19 protein-coding genes are annotated in these 16,721 nt (G+C 47.6%); 2 read left to right on the plus strand and 17 right to left on the minus strand.

What is annotated here, in order from left to right:
- Positions 1-32 precede the first annotated feature (32 nt).
- The 17 genes from glyS to rpsU all read right to left on the minus strand — a co-directional run bounded on the left by glyS (position 33) and on the right by rpsU (position 15,009).
- Positions 33-2,072, minus strand: coding sequence for a glycine--tRNA ligase subunit beta (gene glyS, locus V7126_RS11980; protein ID WP_046130026.1), 2,040 nt, complete (start codon positions 2,070-2,072; stop codon positions 33-35).
- Complete coding sequence (gene glyQ / locus V7126_RS11985) at positions 2,065-2,952, minus strand: glycine--tRNA ligase subunit alpha (protein WP_006637598.1); 888 nt, start codon at positions 2,950-2,952, stop codon at positions 2,065-2,067. Before glyQ ends, glyS begins: the two co-directional genes overlap by 8 nt.
- A gap of 352 nt (positions 2,953-3,304) precedes the next feature.
- A complete protein-coding gene (recO, locus tag V7126_RS11990; RefSeq protein WP_335497613.1) occupies positions 3,305-4,075 on the minus strand; it encodes a DNA repair protein RecO in 771 nt (256 codons plus the stop codon).
- Positions 4,076-4,115: 40 nt separating this feature from the next.
- A complete protein-coding gene (locus V7126_RS11995; RefSeq protein WP_065894752.1) occupies positions 4,116-4,259 on the minus strand; it encodes a YqzL family protein in 144 nt (47 codons plus the stop codon).
- A 161-nt stretch (positions 4,260-4,420) separates the two neighbouring features.
- Positions 4,421-5,326, minus strand: coding sequence for a GTPase Era (era, locus tag V7126_RS12000; RefSeq protein WP_175077005.1), 906 nt, complete (start codon positions 5,324-5,326; stop codon positions 4,421-4,423).
- Positions 5,307-5,717, minus strand: a complete 411-nt coding sequence (locus V7126_RS12005; protein WP_335497614.1) for a cytidine deaminase — start codon at positions 5,715-5,717, stop codon at positions 5,307-5,309. Before V7126_RS12005 ends, era begins: the two co-directional genes overlap by 20 nt.
- 138 nt (positions 5,718-5,855) lie before the next feature.
- Positions 5,856-6,236, minus strand: a complete 381-nt coding sequence (locus V7126_RS12010) for a diacylglycerol kinase family protein (RefSeq protein ID WP_048355484.1) — start codon at positions 6,234-6,236, stop codon at positions 5,856-5,858.
- A complete protein-coding gene (ybeY, locus tag V7126_RS12015) occupies positions 6,214-6,690 on the minus strand; it encodes an rRNA maturation RNase YbeY (protein WP_048355483.1) in 477 nt (158 codons plus the stop codon). Before ybeY ends, V7126_RS12010 begins: the two co-directional genes overlap by 23 nt.
- On the minus strand, positions 6,687-8,741 hold the full coding sequence (locus tag V7126_RS12020; protein WP_231947502.1) for an HD family phosphohydrolase: 2,055 nt from the start codon (positions 8,739-8,741) through the stop codon (positions 6,687-6,689). Before V7126_RS12020 ends, ybeY begins: the two co-directional genes overlap by 4 nt.
- 163 nt (positions 8,742-8,904) lie before the next feature.
- Positions 8,905-9,864 carry a PhoH family protein gene (locus V7126_RS12025; RefSeq protein ID WP_046130034.1) on the minus strand — a complete coding sequence of 320 codons (960 nt, stop codon included), beginning with the start codon at positions 9,862-9,864 and terminating at the stop codon, positions 8,905-8,907.
- Positions 9,861-11,057, minus strand: a complete 1,197-nt coding sequence (gene yqfD, locus V7126_RS12030; RefSeq protein WP_335497615.1) for a sporulation protein YqfD — start codon at positions 11,055-11,057, stop codon at positions 9,861-9,863. The genes V7126_RS12025 and yqfD overlap by 4 nt, the downstream gene beginning before the upstream one ends.
- A gap of 16 nt (positions 11,058-11,073) precedes the next feature.
- Positions 11,074-11,355, minus strand: coding sequence for a sporulation protein YqfC (gene yqfC, locus V7126_RS12035; RefSeq protein WP_335497616.1), 282 nt, complete (start codon positions 11,353-11,355; stop codon positions 11,074-11,076).
- 63 nt (positions 11,356-11,418) lie between these two features.
- Positions 11,419-11,856 (minus strand): hypothetical protein, encoded by a 438-nt coding sequence (locus V7126_RS12040; RefSeq protein ID WP_438823803.1) that lies wholly within the window; start codon positions 11,854-11,856, stop codon positions 11,419-11,421.
- Between the two features lie 41 nt (positions 11,857-11,897).
- A complete protein-coding gene (gene floA, locus V7126_RS12045) occupies positions 11,898-12,890 on the minus strand; it encodes a flotillin-like protein FloA (protein WP_046130037.1) in 993 nt (330 codons plus the stop codon).
- Positions 12,891-12,915: 25 nt separating this feature from the next.
- Positions 12,916-14,235 (minus strand): NfeD family protein, encoded by a 1,320-nt coding sequence (locus V7126_RS12050; protein WP_175077001.1) that lies wholly within the window; start codon positions 14,233-14,235, stop codon positions 12,916-12,918.
- 139 nt (positions 14,236-14,374) lie between these two features.
- On the minus strand, positions 14,375-14,821 hold the full coding sequence (locus V7126_RS12055) for a GatB/YqeY domain-containing protein (RefSeq protein WP_046130039.1): 447 nt from the start codon (positions 14,819-14,821) through the stop codon (positions 14,375-14,377).
- A 14-nt stretch (positions 14,822-14,835) separates the two neighbouring features.
- The gene (rpsU, locus tag V7126_RS12060; RefSeq protein ID WP_003183654.1) at positions 14,836-15,009 is read right to left on the minus strand and encodes a 30S ribosomal protein S21; all 174 of its coding nucleotides are present in this window, start codon (positions 15,007-15,009) and stop codon (positions 14,836-14,838) included.
- A gap of 184 nt (positions 15,010-15,193) precedes the next feature.
- On the opposite strand from rpsU, the gene V7126_RS12065 reads away from it, so the two are divergent.
- The gene (locus V7126_RS12065; RefSeq protein ID WP_175077000.1) at positions 15,194-16,123 is read left to right on the plus strand and encodes a Na/Pi symporter; all 930 of its coding nucleotides are present in this window, start codon (positions 15,194-15,196) and stop codon (positions 16,121-16,123) included.
- A 36-nt stretch (positions 16,124-16,159) separates the two neighbouring features.
- Positions 16,160-16,681 (plus strand): GNAT family N-acetyltransferase, encoded by a 522-nt coding sequence (locus V7126_RS12070; protein WP_175076999.1) that lies wholly within the window; start codon positions 16,160-16,162, stop codon positions 16,679-16,681.
- Positions 16,682-16,721: the final 40 nt, after the last annotated feature.

A 16,721-nucleotide genomic window follows, 5' to 3' on the forward strand; every position in this document is an offset into this window, starting at 1 on the left:
GCCCGCATATGCGGCAACCGTCATCTGTCCGTTTATTTTACAATGATGTCATTGATGTTTGCAAAACTCCGGATCAGTTTCGCCAAATTTGCCATTTGCGCTAAGCGGTTTTCTTTTAATCTTTCATCGTCGGCGTGAACCATCGTATGGTCGAAGTAAGCTTCGATCGGCGCTTTCAGCTTGGAAAGCTCGTCAAAGGCTCCTTCATAATCTTTTGCTTCGTAAAGGTCCGCGATTTTCCGTTTCGTTTCTTCATATGCCTGAAACAGCTCGGATTCTTGCGGATTTTCGAACAGCGATGCGTCAATGGCAGCAGCTTCGCTTTTTTTGCTGATCGAAATGACCCTTGCCAGCGCCTCAGCCGTTTCTTTGAATTCCGGTTTTGCGGCCTGCGCTTCGAGTACGGCGGCTTTTTTAAGGGCTGAATACGGTTCAAGCTCTGTGCTTTCAAGGACGGCGTCTGTCACGTCGTATCGGATGTTTTCCCCGGTCAGCACATATTTAAGCCGCTGTTTGAAGAAATCGAGCAGCTCGCTGTTTTCTTTCAATTCTGTAAAGGAAATCAGCTTTTCAAACGAAATTCCCCAGTTCCGGTCAATCAGGATCTGGACGATTCCGCTCGCCTGCCTTCTCAAGCCGTACGGGTCCTGGGAGCCTGTCGGAATCACGCCGATTTTGAAGAACGAAGCGACGGTGTCAAGCTTGTCGGCTAATGCAACGACGGCGCCGACAAGAGTTGAAGGTGTCTCGCCGCCGGCCTGTCTCGGCATGTAATGCTCGTTAACGGCGCGCGCGACTTCTTCGTTTTCGCCGAGCATCCGCGCGTATTTTTCGCCCATGATTCCTTGAAGTTCAGGGAATTCATAGACCATCTGCGTAACCAAATCAAATTTGGAAATGTGCGCCGCACGGTCGATCAGCTTCGCTGTTTCATCGTCAGCGCCGATTTCCTGTGCGATCCGCCCGGCTATTGCCGCAGACCGTCTCACCTTGTCTCCAAGTGAGCCAAGCTCTTCATGGAAGACGATCTTCTCAAGTTTTTTCACATTTTCCTCAATGTCTAATTTTTGGTCTTCCTTGTAGAAGAAAGCGGCATCTGAAAGGCGCGCCCTTAACACCTTTTCGTTTCCCTTTGCAACGTTTTCCAGCGCCCGGTCGTTTCCGTTCCGCACCGTTACAAAGAACGGAAGCAGTGCACCTGTTTCATCTTTGACAGGGAAATAGCGCTGATGCTCTCTCATCGTTGTGACGAGAACCTCTTCAGGAATCGCCAGAAAATCCTCTTCAAACGAGCCGAACAAAACAGTCGGATATTCAACGAGATGGTTGACTTCATCGAGTAAATCTTCGTCTCTTGGAATGTTCCACGATTTTTCGGCAGCCAATTTGTCAAGCTGCTCTGTAATGAGCTGCTTGCGCTTTTTTGGATCGGCGATGACGAATTGGCTTTCCAGCTTCTCCTCGTATTCTTTCGGCGCGTTCAGCTCGACCGCTTCTCCGAGGAAACGGTGCCCCTCCGAGATTCGGCCGCTTTCGACATGTGCGACCGAAAAAGGAACGACCTCGCTGCCGAATAAAGCGACAATCCATTTAATCGGCCGGATGTATTTTAGCTCTTCGTTTCCCCAGCGCATATTTTTCGGGAAGTGCAGGCTCGTCACCAAATCGCGCAGCTCAGGCAGCAGCGAGACGGTGTCCTGTCCCTTTTGGAATTTTTGCACGAATACGTATTCCGTCCCTTTTACGTCTTTCACGTATAAATCTTCCGGACTTGCGCCTTGCCCTCTTGAAAAGCCGATCGCAGCTTTCGTCCATTCGCCGTTTTCGTCAATGGCGATTTTTTTGGCAGGCCCTTTGGCTTCTTCTTTTATATCATCCTGCTTTTCGGCTGTGTTTTCCACAAGGACTGCAAGTCTTCTCGGCGAGTTAAAAAGCCGGATATTGCCGTGCGCGATGTTTTTGTCTTTCAGCCAGCTTTCGATTTTTTCACCCAATTGCGTCATGCTGTCGTGCATGAACCGCGCCGGCATTTCTTCTAATCCGATTTCTAACAGCAAATCTTTATTACTCATGGGATGCCTCTTCCTCCTTCAGCATTGGAAAGCCCAGCTTTTCGCGTTCGTTGTAATACGTTTTCGCCACTTTTCTGGCAAGGTTTCTGACCCGCGCAATATACCCGGTCCGTTCTGTTACGGAAATGGCTCCTTTCGCATCTAGCAAATTGAAGGTGTGCGAGCATTTCAGGACATAGTCATATGCCGGATGGACGAGCCCTTGATCCATTTGACGGTTCGCTTCTTTTTCATATGTGGCAAACAAGTCAAACAGCATATCTACGTCAGACGTTTCAAACGTATATACGGAATGCTCGTATTCAGCCATCATGAATAAGTCTCTTATCGTATAGCCTTTGGTCCATTCCAAATCGAATACGTTCTCTTTGTCTTGAATATATGAGGCAAGCCGTTCAATACCGTATGTGATTTCAACTGAAACCGGTTTGCATTCGAGCCCCCCGACTTGCTGAAAATAGGTGAACTGGGTGATTTCCATGCCATCCAGCCATACTTCCCAGCCAAGACCTGCACATCCGAGCGACGGGTTTTCCCAGTTGTCCTCGACAAATCTGATGTCATGTTCCAGCGGATCAATCCCGAGCGCCTTTAAGGAATCCAGATACAGCTCCTGAATGTTGTCCGGCGACGGTTTGATGATGACCTGGAACTGATGGTGCTGATACAGCCTGTTTGGGTTCTCGCCGTATCTGCCGTCAGCAGGACGTCTTGACGGTTCTACGTACGCAACCTTCCACGGTTCCGGTCCGAGGCTCCGTAAAAATGTATAAGGGCTCATCGTCCCCGCGCCTTTTTCCACATCATACGACTGCAGAAGAACACAGCCTTCGTTAGACCAATGCTTTTGCAGCGTCAAAATCATTTCTTGAATATTCAAATGAAGCACCTCCACAAACGTGTTTTTCAAATTCACCAAGCGGCATAGGGAAAACTGGGCAGAAAAAAACTCCCGTCCCTATGCTTGTTTTTTGACAAACATAGGGACGAGAGTTCTCCCGCGGTTCCACCCTATTTGCTGCAAGCCTGATCGCCTGCAAGCCTCTTTTTTAAAAGCTGCTCAAGGAATGCCTTTCATTACGCTCTCATCCCCGGCTTTCACCGTCCCGGAGTCGCTCTCATGAGGGGGCGCAACTACTTCTTTCCGTCAACGCAGCGTCATTATTGAAACTGATTTGGGCACACAGCCCGTACTCTATATGACATGATCTTATAAAAAGATGAAGAGGTTGTCAACTTTTGTTTTCGTTGCCGAGCATTTTTTTCATATTGTCCATCTGCTCTATAAAGCGGCGCGATTTGAGAAAAATCCCCGAGTACTCGTCATAGTAAAGCTGGATAACCCTCTTCAGCTCTTCCTTCGTTTCCCGTTTGACCGATACATTCCCGAGCCTTGACAAATCAAAATAAAAAAGCAGCCTCAAGAGCCTGGCGGAAGCGGGTGACAGCGGGATCCTGTAAGGGTCTTTCGCGAAACAGCGATGGCAGATGAAGCCGTTGTCACGGATTGAGAAATGGAATGTGCCGTCTTTGCTTTTGCAGTGGACACATTCATCAAGCTCCGGATAAAGGCCCATCACGCCGAGCATTTTGACTTCGATCAGGTTGGTGATGATGTCCGGATCCGTGCCTTCATTCAGCCTCCTCATCGACTGAAGAAGCAGTTCGAATAAAAACGGGTTCGGTTTCTTTTCATCTGTTCCTTTGTCCATCAATTCGGCGATATAAGCGGCATGCGCCGTTAAGAAAAGGTCCTCCCGGATATTCCGCATGCTTTCGAGCATCTCGCCCTGCTCAAGCGTACCGAGCCCAGATGATTTCCGAAACAAAAACGAAGCATAAAGAAAGGGCTGGGAAATGGCGGACAAGCGGCTGTTCGGCTTTTTAGCCCCCCTGGCCAGCACGCCGATTTTCCCATGTTCCCTTGTCATGATTGTCAATATTTTATTGGTTTCACCGTAATCGTTGGTACGAAGGACGATACCTTCACATTTCGTCAGCATATGAGCACCATCCAAAAAATTTGGAGGGATACAATCAAGATTACAAAATTGGAAAGTCAGGTTGCGCTAGCTCTTCTTCAAGTACATCGGGTCTTTCCAGGTTCTCCTTTTCCAGTTCTTTAAAAAGGAGGTACGTATCAACGTTTCCTGTTTGTGAAAATACATTCCAAGTAAAATTCAGCATAAAAAGCCCCACCTTTCTGTTTATAACTAGCTTTTTCAACATCCAAATTCTTAAGCTTATCTTGACCTCGCATCCTCCATTTCATGTTAAACAATTTTTACTAATATCGCTTTGATTTCGAGAGATTTTGTAACGACTATACCCCGGTCAAGTTCGGTCCTTTAATACTCGTCTTCCTTAAATCCAAAATCACGAAGCTGAGACATCTTGTTACGCCAATCCTTCTGGACTTTGACCCAAAGCTCCAAATAAACCGAGGAGCCGAGCAAAGCTTCGATGTCGGCCCTTGCCCGTTTGCCGACTTCCTTCAGCAGGCTGCCCCTTTTCCCGATGACAATTCCTTTTTGCGAATCGCGTTCAACGACGATCGTCGCGCTCACGTATACAGAACCTTTTTCCCTTTCTTTAATGGAATCGATCGTTACCGCAATGCTGTGAGGGATCTCTTCCCTTGTCAGATGCAGCACTTTTTCCCGAATCAGCTCAGAAATGATAAAACGCTCTGGATGATCCGTCACCTGGTCACTCGGGTAAAACTGCGGACCTTCCGGCAAATAATGTTCGATTTGCTTTAGAAGAGTATCAATATTATTTCCCTCAAGGGCGGAAATCGGAATGATCTCTTTAAACGGGTATCTGGCCCTGTATTCATCAATGAGCAGAAGCAGGTCATCCGGATGAATCTGATCGATTTTATTGACGACCAAAAACACCGGAGTCGTTAACCCTTTCAGGCGTTCGATGATAAATTCGTCGCCTTTGCCGTAGCCTTCCGCCGCATTAATCATGAACAAAATCATGTCGACTTCTTTCAAGGTATTCTGTGCAACCTTCATCATGAAGTCGCCCAGTTTGTGCTTTGGCTTGTGAATGCCCGGCGTATCGATAAAAATGGTTTGCGAGGTGTCAGTCGTCAAGACCCCTTGCACTTTGTTTCTCGTCGTCTGCGGCTTATCGCTCATGATCGCAATTTTTTGGCCGATCACGCGATTCAAAAAAGTAGATTTCCCTACATTTGGGCGTCCGATTATGGACACGAATCCTGATTTAAAGCTTTCCTTTGTCATGTAAATCCTCCGATGAAAATGCTCCTGGCAGTAATTCTTGAACAGTCGTTTCTTCAACTTGGCCTTTAAGATTGGTCAAAATGACGGGCATGTTTTTTGAGCACAGTTCGGCTATAACCTGCCTGCACGCTCCGCACGGCGATACCGGGCGCGGCGTGTCTGCTGCAACCGCAAGCATTTTGAAGGCTTTGTCCCCTTCAGAATAAGCCTTGAACAATGCCGTCCGCTCGGCACAATTGCACAGGCTGTACGCGGCATTTTCGATATTGCAGCCTTTATACACCTTGCCGTCCTCTGTCAGGAGGGCAGCGCCGACTTTGAACTTTGAATACGGAACGTATGCCAATTCCCTTGCATTTAGTGCCTCTCTAATCAGCTCTTGTTTAGTCAATGTATGAATTCCTTCCCATAGCGGTTATGGTACCGCTAACACTTTTATTTTACATAAAAATGGCTCCTTTTTCACGCCCAAAATCAAAAATGTAAATTTTTTGTAAGAATCTCTTTCGTCAGGCGGAAAAAGCGATTGTTAAAACAGCTTTGACAAAAAGATGAGTAATCCAATGATACACGAAACAGCAGCAAAGACGCAAACCGCCCCTGCCGCCGCATCTTTTGCGGCTTTCGCCAGCGGATGGCTCTTCTTCGTGATCAAATCGACAACATGCTCAACGGCGGTGTTCATAAGCTCCAAAGCGAGCATTCCGCCGATAAGGATGAACATAACGGCCCATTCCAATACGGACAGCCTGAAGACGAAGCCGCAGACGATCACGATGACTGCGGCTCCCGTGTGTATTTTAAAATTGCGCTCGGACATGAACGTCTTGATAATTCCGGCGAAGGCGTGTGAAAAGCTTTTTTTCAGCCGGATCCATTCGTTCGGTTTAAGAGGATCTTGTGAGCCCATATTTGTTCAAGAGTTCCTTCTGTTTCGTGAACATCTCTTTTTCTTCTTCATCTGTCATATGGTCATATCCGAGCAAATGAAGAAAGCCGTGTACGCTTAAGAATCCGAGCTCCCTCATCAGCGAATGGCCGTATTCCCCGGCCTGCTCCTCTGCTTTATCGATACTGATGATAATATCGCCGAGGACTGGCGGCATTTCGGCTCCGATAATCTCGACCTCTCCCTCTCCGTCTTCTTCAAGGGCGAACGAGATGACGTCGGTCGGGTAATCTTTTCCGCGGTATTCTTTATTGATCTTCTGTATTTCCTCGTTTGTCACGATCGTTACGGATACTTCTGCCTGATCGGCGACGCCTTCTTCTTTCGCCGCAAATTGAAGAAGCTTTTCAATTTCCTCAAGCTGTCCCTCTGTGAGACGGCCGGTTTCGTCTGAGATATCGAGAATTAAACTCATGAGTGTTTCACCTTCTGTTTTGGATTAGCCTCCGGATATTCGATCCGGGAATGGAAAATGCCTTTTAACGTTTCACAAAGCGTCTTCGCTATCGTGTTAAGTTCTTTAAGAGTCAGATCGCATTCATCGAACTGCCCGTCCTGCAGCTTATCCGAAATGATGCCGCGCACGAGCTTTTCGATCCGCTCAGGGTTCGGATTGTGCATCGACCGCACGGCGGCTTCCACGCTGTCGGCCACCGAAATGATCGCCGCTTCCCTCGATTGCGGTTTTGGGCCCGGATAGCGGAATTCTTCCTCTGTGGTCTGATCCCCTTTTTCTTTCGCCTTATAGTAGAAAAATTTCAGCAGGGACGTGCCGTGATGCTGCTCTGCAATATCGACCAATTCCTTCGGCATCTTGTGTTTTTTCAGCATCTCCGCTCCGTCTGTCGCATGCGCAATAATGATGTTTTTGCTCAGCTGCGGAGACAGCTTGTCATGCGGATTGTCGATATTCATTTGATTTTCTATAAAATATTGGGGCCGCTTCGTCTTTCCGATGTCATGATAGTAAGCCCCGACCCTTGCCAAGAGGCCGTTTGCCCCGACCGCTTCACAGGCTGCCTCTGACAGATTGGCGACCATGACGCTGTGATGATACGTTCCAGGCGTTTCTGTCAAAATTTTGCGGAGCAGCGGGTGGTTCGGGTTTGAAAGCTCGATGAGCTTCATCGTCGATAATATGCCGAAGCCGCTTTCGAAAAACGGCATAAAGCCGAGAACAAGAACGGAAGACCCGATACCGGAAACCAATCCCATCACGAGATACGTGCCTACTTCCCAGCCGGATTGCGCCGTATTTTGGATCAATTGCAGGGCAAACATGACGACAATGTTCACAAATGATACAAACAGCCCCGCCTGAAGGATCTTCGATCTAGCATGATGCTTTCCTAAAAACAGTATACCCGCGATCGCACTAATCAAAAAGTAGGTTCCGATTCCGTAATTGAATGTCCCTGTGACGCCCTGGTTAAACATAATGCTTCCGCAGATCGAAAGGATCATGCTTGCAAGAATCGCCAGCCGTTCGTTAATTAAAAGCTTGATCAGCATGACGCCCATCGCGACCGGAACCAGGTATCCGATATGGCTGAACTCAAGCTCCTGAAAGAGGCTGATGACCTCCATGACGATCAAAACGACCGCCGTAATCAATGTAAACAGCAGCAGCGATTTATTTTTCGGCTGCCGGCTGCCGTGCTGTTTTTCAAAATAGTAACTGAGAGCGGCGATAAACAGCCCGATCAAAAGCAGCAGTCCGCCGATCGGTTTGTATACGTTGGCCCCGCTTAACAATCCGGTTAATTGGAGCTTCCGGTACACTTCCCTGTCGATCAGCTGATTTTCCTCGACGAGGATCTGTCCCTGTTTAATCTGAACCGGCTGGATGCTGTCCGCCGCCTCCTGACGCTTCTGCTCCGTTTTCTCAGGGTCATAGACATAATTGGGGATAATCGCGAAGCGGCCGATTTCATTGGCGGCACTTCTCAATTTCGAAGGAACCGAGTTGCCCTTCAGTTCTTTCGTGACTTTTTCCTTGGCTTCGTCAAGCTTCCCGGCCGAAATTTCTTCGCTCATCACATCGTTGACAGCGGTGATGACGGAATCCCGGGTCATCGAAAGCTCACCGTCGCTTGCCTTCAAAAGGCTTTTAACCGAATCCCTTGACAAAAAATCCGTTACATCGGAGGTCAGTTTGTCTTCGGCAGATTTAATCTGTTCTTCTTCAGACGGTGCACCTTTGTCTTTTTTCTCCTTTTCGGCGCTCTCCTTTTTTACTTCCTTGATGGTGTCAAATATCGATGAAACGAGATCTACCCTGTTGTCGGAATACTCCTTTTTCAAGGTGTATTGATCGTGAACTTCTTCCCTGGCTTCTTGTTTTTTGACGGCTGTTGCTTTTTGGTCTTCTACCGTAGCCGGGGCGTAAATCGTATTGTCGCTTATCGAAAATAGATCCAAATCAAGCGATTGGGGCCTGACATGGAAAAAGAGCAACACAAACATGAGCGCAGAAATTGCCGCATAGAGCAAGACGGGAAGGGATCGTCCGTTTTTTACGCGGATGAGCCGGTCTTTTTCGTTCCTTTTTTTCTTCTTCAAAAAAAGCACCTCTTTTCCGGCAGGGAACTAAAAAATGACCCGATAGCGGGCGATCGGGCCATTTCGATTATTTTGTCTTTTCGTATGCTTCAATAATTTTGGCGACCAGCGGATGTCTGACCACATCTGTCTGATCCAGCTCAACGAAGGAAATCCCGTCGATATCATAAAGCATGCTTTTTGCGACGGCAAGACCCGATGTGACTCCCTTCGGCAAGTCGATTTGCGTGATGTCGCCTGTAATGACCATTTTAGAGCCAAAACCCAATCTCGTCAAAAACATTTTCATTTGTGCAGGCGTCGTGTTTTGCGCTTCGTCCAAAATAACAAAAGCGTCATCAAGCGTCCTTCCCCTCATGTAGGCGAGCGGCGCAACTTCAATGGTTCCCCTTTCAAGGAGCCTTGCCGTATGATCCGTGCCGAGTACATCGTGAAGGGCGTCATACAAGGGTCTTAAATAAGGATCGACTTTTTCTTTCAAGTCGCCCGGCAAAAAGCCGAGGCTCTCTCCTGCTTCAACAGCCGGCCTAGTCAGAATGATTTTTTGGATGTGTCCGTTTTTCAATTCATGGACTGCTTTTACGACGGCCAGGTAGGTTTTGCCCGTTCCGGCAGGCCCGATGCCAAAGATGAGATCATGCCGCTTCATGGCGGCGATATATTCCCTTTGGCCGATCGTTTTGGCCCTGATCGGCTTACCTTTGGCATTTTTCGTAATTTCTTCTTCATACATGTTTTCAAAAAACTCAAGCTTGTGCTTTTTCGCCATCTTGATCGCATATGAGACATCCCGTTCGGATATTTCAATTCCTTTGCGGATCAGATTCAAGAGCGAAGCGAGCAGACTGTCCACGATGTGAAAGGTTTCTTCATCACCTGTAACATACACCGTTTCACCCCGCGTCACAATCGAAATGTTCAGCTCTTCCTCCATGATCTTCAGATGCGAATCCTGATTTCCAAACAGCGCCTGAGCTTCATTCGGACTTTCCAATTGCTGATTAATCGCAAGTAAGTGTTCTGTCATTCTTTAGTCTCCTGAACAATTGGTGTTGTTTGAACAATGTCTTCAATAACCTGGTAAAGGATGATCAATTTAACTTTACCATTCTCACTCGTTTCGTGCAAAACTTTTTCACCGATTACGTCTCCATCTTCGCCGATTTTTTTCCGGACGTCTTTTTTGCCCATTTCGATCCCTTCCCGGACCGCTTCTTTTTTCGTATATACCCGTTTGACCTGTTCTGTTTCCCGCGTCATTTCCTTTTCATATGACAGGGGAAGCTTGAATGTCAGGAAATGAAGCGGATGTTTTTGAACCTCGGTTTTCGGGCGGGCAAGCTCTTCTTCTTTAAACGAAAAGCCCCAAAACGGTATGGACATTGACCCGATGGCAAGCTTGTGCCTTGTCCTTACTTTACCCGTAAAAACGTCAAATGATGTCTCAAGGGGGACGGTCACCGTTGATTTGTACCACGTTTCACCGTAGATTTTCCCCTTTGCCCCGACTTTTTGCCGTTCCTCCTCGCTGCCGATCAAACCGGAAACAAGCATTTGCCCCTTGTCGACATGCTCATTGACCGTGACGAGCGGCTCGCCTTTTTCTACGAACATTTTGGCGATGGTCGCCCTTTTTTTGGCGACGATATGGTGCGGTCCGCTTAACTTTTCTTTTTCCGGTTCATTTTTTTCAACCACTTTCATATGGAGGGCTGTCCCGTTCAGTTCGATTCCGACCCATGTAATGTTCTCAACGCCCTTTGTGAGAGACTGCTGGATTTTTTCCCGTGTCGGCATTAAAAATTGCAAACGCCCTTTTTTCACGCCGATTTCATCAAGCTGCTGCCTGATGAGATGCTCGGTTTCCGGTTTGGCGCCTGAAATGTCCACCTTCCACAGCATGTTGGAGAGGAGGAACATCACGACGAAAAAGGCGGCAATGCCGAGCGTAAACCCGCTGTTATGCTTCGATTTCTGAATCACAAAGGGAAAGCCCTTCCGCCTTGTAAACCGGCATTTGCAGTCAAAACGCCTGATGATCCCCCGAAAGGCATGTACATCAGAAAGCAGAATATAAAGAAAGACAGAGTCTTTCTTTTTTTTCACATCGAACAGCGGAATGCCCTGCCTTGTACATTCGTTTAATAAACGCTCGATCCCCATTCCGGTGACTTCAAGCTGTATCTTACCTGAAAAAAAAGAAAGCCATTTATTCTTCACGCCTCTTCCCCCTGACTTATGAATCAATATAGCGTACGAGCTCAATCGTGCCTTCCAGCAATATCTCCTCAGGCAAAATCGTTTTAATGACGAAGTCTTTGCCCTGAATGATGCACTGTCCCTGCTTCAGCATCAGCCGAACTTCCCGGTCGCTGAAAAGCAGGAGTCCTCTGTGATTCTCGATATATATGTGAAGTCTTCCGATCATCGTAATCCGCGGAAGATCCATCATGACGTCGGTGGGGATTTCCAATGTTTTCGTCAGCCACGCTCTGATGCGGTTTTTTCTTTGCGCCATAAAAAAAGAACCCCCTTTCATCTCATATGTATGAGTGAAAAAGGGGTTCTAATACTTTTAATTTTAAGGTCGGCGCCTCATTGTGTGGTGAGGCTTTCGGGAACGGGGAGGACCCAGTACCTCGCTGAGCACGATCCCTTGAACAACCGTGTCTTGATTCAGCTCGATCACGTGTTGTGCGGGTTTCGGCGGACGGCCGCTTTGCTTTTTCAATGCCCGTTCAACGGCGGGCATCGACCGCTCGACATCGGTTTTGATTCTCTCAAGCTCGCGCACCATGTCGGTGCTTTTTTGCGCTGCAGCCGGCTGTGCCGCGGCTTTCCCGGTTGTCTTCTGCCGTTTTTCCGCATTCTTCGGTGCTTCCGTTTTTGGCCGTTCAGGCGTTTTTTTGCGTTTAGCCTCTTCGTTGTCATCATTTTTTCCCAACTTGTTGAAAATGAGAGAAATGACTCCGAGGATAACGGCCATGATGATCGGATTGTCTACAATGATATCCAGTATATCCTGCAAATTAGCTCCCTCCTGTTCATTCGGGGCTTTGTTTATTTATGATCCTCGTCAGACTGGTCTTTCGTCAGCTTCCCGAAGGAATCGCGCATCTCTGTGTCCGCATCGATGTTCTTCATATTGAGGTAATCCATGACGCCGATCTTGCCGCTGCGGAGGGCTTCAGACATGGCAAGCGGTACTTCCGCTTCGGCCTCAACCACTTTGGCGCGCATCTCTTCGACTTTGGCGCGCATTTCCTGTTCCTGGGCGACGGCCATCGCACGGCGCTCTTCCGCTTTTGCCTGTGCGATGTTTTTATCGGCTTCAGCCTGGTCGGTCTGAAGAATGGCTCCGATGTTTTTGCCGATGTCCACATCAGCAATGTCGATCGAAAGGATTTCAAATGCAGTACCCGAGTCCAGGCCTTTGCTCAGTACGGTTTGGGAAATCATATCCGGATTTTCGAGCACTTTTTTATGGTCATCTGACGAACCGATCGTCGATACGATCCCTTCGCCTACGCGGGCGATGATCGTTTCCTCGCCGGCTCCCCCGACAAGGCGGTCGATGTTCGCGCGCACCGTAATTCTCGCTTTTGCTTTTACCTCGATTCCGTCCATCGCCACACCCGCGATAAACGGCGTTTCGATCACTTTCGGGTTAACGCTCATCTGAACCGCTTCAAGAACGTCGCGGCCTGCCAAATCAATCGCCGCACATCTGGCAAACGTCAATTCGATGTTCGCCCGGTGGGCCGCAATCAGCGCGTTGACAACCCTGTCAACATTTCCTCCGGCAAGATAGTGGCTTTCAAGCTGATTATTGGAAACATCCAATCCGGCTTTGTGCGCCTTGATCAACGGATTGACGACACGGCTCGGAATAACGCGGCGAAGCCTCATTCCGATCAGCGTGAAGATGCTGATTTTCACTCCTGCGGCCAAAGCCGAGATCCACAGCATTACAGGAACGAATGTAAAAAAAACGGCCAGTAGGATGACCCCTGCTGCGATTAATGCTAAAAGTAATAAAGTTGACGGATCCATAATGTTCCTCCTTCAAATTATAGGTTTATATTTCTCTCACGACGATCCGTGAGCCTTCCACTTTCATCACTTTGACTTTTTTGTCTTTTTCGGTAAACGAACCATCCGATACGACGTCAAGCCGTTCATCGTCAATGATGACCGTACCTGCCGGCCTGAGCGGTGTTTGTGTGACGCCGATTTTTCCGATTAAATCGTGGCGGGTCACATTTGAGACATATCCGCTTTCCGTACTCGTTGAATCGGTTAAGATGAATTTCTTAAAAAATTTCATACGCTTTCCCAACACTTTCGTCAATAAAATGGATGCCGCTATCGAAACAGCAGTTGCGATCAAAATGGAGACGGCCATGACCTTAAAGCTTCCAGAGGCTAAAAAGAGGCTGGCGACGACGGCGATAACGCCGATAATCCCTGCTATTCCGCCCGGCAGAAAAAGTTCTAAGATAATGAACACAATTCCGGCGATAAAAAGAAGAAGTGTTTCCATTCCGGCAAGCCCTGCCACAAGATGGCCGTAGAAAAAGAGCATGAGCGCCGAAAGACCCATGAACCCCGGTATTCCAAAGCCCGGAGAATACAGCTCGACAATCAGTCCGAGACTTCCAATCGACAAAAGAATCGGAATAACAATCGGATGAGTGAGAAACCGCGCCACCTTTTCGGCGAAGCTGACCTCACCGTACTGGACCTTGGCATCTTCCAGGTTCAGTTTTTTCAATAGGTCATCAAGGTTTTGGGCGGTTCCTTCCGAGTACCCGACATCGAGCGCCTTGTCAGGACTCAAAGTCAAAAGCTTCCCCTTCGGCGCACCGGCTTCTTTGGCGTCGACGTCTGCATCGGCCATCGCGAGCGCGTATTTCGGATCACGGCCGTTTTTTTTCGCCGCATCCTCCATTTCCGCCAGCCACAAAGATTCGGATTTTTTATCCGCTGCATTTCCGTTTGTGTCGATGATCGCTGCTGCCCCCATTTTTCCGCCGGGCGCCATGTAGATATCATCAGCATTTAAGGCAAGGTACGCGCCCGCCGAAAGAGCCCTTCTGTTGACATAAGCGGTCACCGGAATGGCGGAGTTATGTATCGTATCGGCCATTTCAAGAGCAGCATCAACGGCTCCGCCCGGGGTATTGATATCGAGTATAATATGCTTAGCATTCATATCTTCGGCTTCTTGAAAGGACCGCTCAAGAAATTTAGAAAGTCCCTTTTCCACCGTTTCTTCGATAGGGATTACGTATACCGAGTCTCCAGATGCTTTTGCGGTCAAATGAACCCCTATTAATAAGGATAAAACAAAGCAGCAGGCAAGGGCAACTAAAATTCGCAATTTATTCAGCAGCAAGGACTTCGATCCCTCCTTCCCTGATGATCATAATTTACATACGTTACAAATGTATCAAAGGTTTCAATTTCTTTTCTATTTTATGATCGAACACCAAAAAAGACACCTTTCAGAAAATGAGAGGTGTCTTTGCTTTCTTTTAAGACAGTTGTTTGCTGACAAGCTTATTGACGAGGCTGCCGTCGGCTTTTCCTTTCACCTTCGGCATGATCGCGCTCATCACTTTGCCCATGTCCGCTTTTGAAGAAGCGCCGACTTCGGCAATCGTTTCATTGACGATGCCGAGCAGCTCGTCTTCTGAGAGCTGTTCGGGCATATAAGCTTCCAAAATGTCTAACTCTTTTTGAACTTTATCTACTAAATCTGAACGATTAGCGTTTGAAAATTCATGGAGGGAGTCTTTACGCTGTTTTAATTCACGAGAAAGAACAGTCAGTTCTTCATCTTCGGTCAGCCTGTCTTTCTTAAGCTTGATTGCTTCGTTTTGAAGCGAAGCCTTCACCATTCGAACGACAGTCAGTTTGTCTTTCTCACGGTTTTTCATATAGAGCTTCATATCTTGATTCAGACGCTCAAGAAGACTCATAAATCCACCCTCTTTTAGTATTTGCGCTTTCTGGCAGCTTCAGACTTTTTCTTGCGTCTTACGCTAGGTTTTTCATAAAATTCACGCTTTCTTGCTTCTTGCAAAGTACCTGTCTTTGATACACTGCGTTTGAAGCGACGAAGAGCATCTTCAAGCGATTCGTTTTTTCTAACGACCGTTTTTGACATTCTCTTTCCCTCCCTCCGAATACACCAATCGACTGCTTGTAAAAAGACATACATTGAAACATGTACTTTGACATTATAATATAAGCCTTCGGTAAGGTCAACCAAACGAGATTGTTTTATTGTTAGTCATCATTCAGGCGGCTTGTCTGTATACATTTACAAAGGAGGCTAATGCGAAAATCTGATGATGATGTTTATCTTGTTTGTGTTTTTGATCGTTCTTTTTCTCGCCGGCATGAGCATGCTGAGACGGGGTCTGATTTCGCTGGCATTTGAAGAAATTGAAAAACGGCTGCTTTTTTTTACGGATCACCCTCTAAAAGCTTTTCTCGTCAGCATCGTATTTACGGGGATCTTGCAAAGCAGCTCCGCGTTCATGGTGATTGTCATCGGATTTGTCAGCGTGGGCGCCCTCTCGTTTAAACGTTCGATTCCGCTCATTTTAGGGACGAACATCGGCTCTACATTCACGACGGAATTTTTAGCTGTGAAGCTGGAATTTTTGGTTGTTTTTCTTTTTGCTCTGGGAGCGCTCCTTTTGATCACAAGAAAATCCCCTTTTCAAAATGCGGGGATGAGCATGATCGGTTTAGGCGTGATTTTTTTCTGCATCAACGGATTCAGCCGCCTTGCCGTGCCGTTGTCGCGCCTCGAATCGGGCGCATATATCGTACATCTTGTCGAACATTCCACAATCCATGCTTTTATGATCGGGACGGTGCTCACCGCCATCATCCATTCGAGCTCCGCCTGTATCGGCATCCTGATGAGCTTCATGGATCAGGGGGTTATCGGACTGACCGAGGCGATGAGCGTTGTGCTCGGCTCTAACATCGGGACATGCATCACGGCCGTCATGGCTTCTGTTAAAGGCGGCACTGCCGCCAGGCAAACGGCTTATGCCCATGTTGTGTTTAACCTGATCGGGGCGGCGGCCGTTTATCCTGCGCTTTCATCCATAACCGGTTTGATTTCAGGCCTGTCCGAGAGCCCGGCTCAGCAGATCGCCCATTTCAGCCTGTTATTTAACGTTGTCACAGCCGTTCTTTTTTTGCCCCTGACCAATGTTTTTCATTCGTTTATTATGTTTCTGATCCCAAACCGAAACCGCTAATGATGATATAGTTTAGTAAAAAGGCGGTGAGAAAAAATGTCCAGCAGGCGTGTGAAAATAAGAAAAGCTGTTTCAGCCGATGCTAAAGGAATCGCCCGGGTACATGTCGACAGCTGGAAAACGACGTATGCCGATATCGTTCCGGACGAATACTTGCAGAATCTCGCATATGAAAAGCAGGAACAGTTATGGGTCAACAACATCCCTCAGGGCGGTGTGTACGTCGCAGAAAACGGCGACGGGGAAATCGTCGGGTTTTCATCCGGGGGTGCAGAAAGAAGCGGCAAATACAGCGGGTATGACGGGGAGTTATATTCCATTTATATTTTAAAAGAGCATCAAGGACAGGGTATTGGAAGAGCTCTTTTTAAACCGGTCATTGATGAACTAAAAAGAATGCGTATCGGCTCTATGATTGTTCTTGTCTTGGAAGAAAATGCATCCCGACAATTTTATGAGGCGCTCGGCGGTCAAAAAATAGATGCTGTCGAAGTCGAGATTGGGGGAAGGAAACTTTCTGAACTTGTGTACGGCTGGGAAGATATTCGAAACATCTAGGTTCTCTCCGCCAATGGATACAATGATCTGCACCCTGTCA

It is taken from the genome of Bacillus sp. JJ675 (assembly GCF_036963165.1).
GTDB classification, from domain to species: domain Bacteria; phylum Bacillota; class Bacilli; order Bacillales; family Bacillaceae; genus Bacillus; species Bacillus glycinifermentans.